This window comes from Neorhizobium huautlense (assembly GCF_030811685.1).
In the GTDB taxonomy this organism is placed as follows: domain Bacteria; phylum Pseudomonadota; class Alphaproteobacteria; order Rhizobiales; family Rhizobiaceae; genus Neorhizobium; species Neorhizobium huautlense_A.
In genome coordinates, this window is the sequence record NZ_JAUSRF010000043.1 from 1 (window position 1) to 2,070 (window position 2,070).

Annotated in this window: 2 protein-coding genes; both read left to right on the forward strand. The window is 60.9% G+C overall.

The genetic code is table 11. The annotated features are described in order from the left end of the window. Window positions 1–35: 35 nt before the first annotated feature. The gene (gene tnpB / locus J2T09_RS27505) at window positions 36–401 is read left to right on the forward strand and encodes an IS66 family insertion sequence element accessory protein TnpB (protein WP_444939727.1); all 366 of its coding nucleotides are present in this window, start codon (window positions 36–38) and stop codon (window positions 399–401) included. Between the two features lie 45 nt (window positions 402–446). Further along, a partial coding sequence (gene tnpC, locus J2T09_RS27510; protein ID WP_306840272.1) for an IS66 family transposase occupies window positions 447–2,070 on the forward strand: 1,624 nt, incomplete at its 3' end.

The window sequence follows — 2,070 nt, forward strand, 5'->3', positions numbered from 1 at the left end:
GATATCGACACGGACGCGCTTGGCCGGATTCTCGATTGCGTATTGGGTCTGCGATGATCCCGGTTCCTGCTGGTGTGAAGGTCTGGCTGGCGACCGGCCACACAGACATGCGCAAAGGTTTCCCCGGTCTGTCGTTGATGGTGCAGGAGGCGCTGAAGCGCGATCCGATGTGCGGACACCTGTTCGTATTCCGCGGCCGCGGTGGTGGCTTGATCAAGGTGATCTGGCACGACGGTCAGGGCGCCTGTCTGTTCACAAAGAAGCTGGAACGTGGACGCTTCATCTGGCCATCAGCTAGCGATGGCACGGTGGTGATCACGCCTGCGCAGCTCGGTTACCTGCTGGAAGGCATAGACTGGCGGATGCCGCAAAAAACCTGGCGACCGACGTCGGCTGGATGAGCAAAAATACTGGAACAGCGGGGTCGAATATGATTCCATCCTGTCATGAGCGATGCCACCGAACAGTTTCCGGGCGACCTTGCCAGTGCCCTCGCACTGCTGGCCCAGGAACGCGCTCGGCGTGTCGCAGCCGAAGCAGAAGCGGCGACCGCCAAGGCAGAAGCAGCCAGCGCAAAGGCACTCGTATCGCATTCCGAGGCGCTGATCGCACGGCTGAAGCTGGAGATCGATAAGGTTCGTCGCGAACTCTACGGCAGCCGGTCCGAGCGCAAGGCGCGGCTCTTGGAGCAGATGGAACTGCAGCTCGAGGAGTTGGAAGCGGACGCCGGTGAAGATGAACTGGCGGCGGAGATTGCAGCCAAAGCTTCAGCCGTCAAAGCTTTCGAGCGCAAACGTCCCTCACGTAAGCCCTTTCCTGAACATCTGCCGCGCGAGCGCGTTGTCATCGCTGCTCCAGCCAATTGCGCCTGCTGCGGATCGACCAGACTGTCGAAGCTTGGCGAGGACATCACCGAGACCCTGGAGATCGTCCCGCGACAATGGAAGGTTATCCAGACGGTGCGGGAGAAGTTTACCTGCCGCGAGTGTGAGAAGATCACCCAGCCACCAGCACCCTTCCATGTGACGCCACGCGGCTTCGCCGGACCTAACCTGCTGGCGATGATCCTGTTCGAGAAGTTCGGCCAGCACCAGCCGCTCAATCGTCAGAGCGAGCGCTATGCCCGCGAAGGCGTTGACCTCAGCTTGTCGACACTGGCCGACCAGGTTGGAGCATGCGTCACGGCGCTGAAGCCAATCCATTCGTTGATCGAGGCCCATGTCCTTGGCTCCGAGCGACTGCATGGCGACGATACGACCGTGCCGATCTTGGCCAGAGGAAAGACCGATACGGGCCGCATCTGGACTTACGTCCGGGACGATCGGCCGTTCGGAGGGCTCTCTCCGCCGGCCGCGCTTTATTATGCCTCGCGCGATCGGCGACAGGAGCATCCGGTACGCCACCTGAAGACCTTCACCGGTATTCTGCAGGCGGACGCCTATGGCGGCTACAATCCGCTGTTCAAAGTCGATCGCGATCCAAATCCGCTTAGGCAGGCGCTTTGTTGGGCACACTCGCGGCGCAAGTTCTTCGTGCTCGCCGACATTGCTGCAAATGCCAAGCGGGGGAAGAATGCTGCGCCGATCTCGCCTATCGCGCTGGAAGCCGTCAAACGGATCGACGGCCTGTTCGATATCGAGCGGGAGATCAACGGTCTTGCCGCCGAGCAGCGTCTGGAGCGTCGACAGATGGAAAGTCTGCCACTCGTCGATGGCCTGCAGGCCTGGCTTCAAACCGAGCGGGCAAAGCTGTCACGCAGTTCTCCGGTCGCAGAGGCAATCGACTACATGCTCAAGCGCTGGGATGGCTTTACGTCATTCCTCGACGACGGCCGGATTTGCCTGCCGAACAACGCCGCCGAGCGAGCGCTCAGAGGCTTTGCACTCGGCAGGAAGTCATGGCTGTTTGCCGGATCAGACCGCGGTGCAGATCGTGCCGCCTTCATGGCCACTTTGATCATGACGGCAAAACTCAACGACATCGATCCGCAGGCGTGGTTGGCCGACGTCCTTGCCCGCATCGCAGACACGCCGATGACCAGACTGGAGCAACTGTTTCCGTGGAATTGGA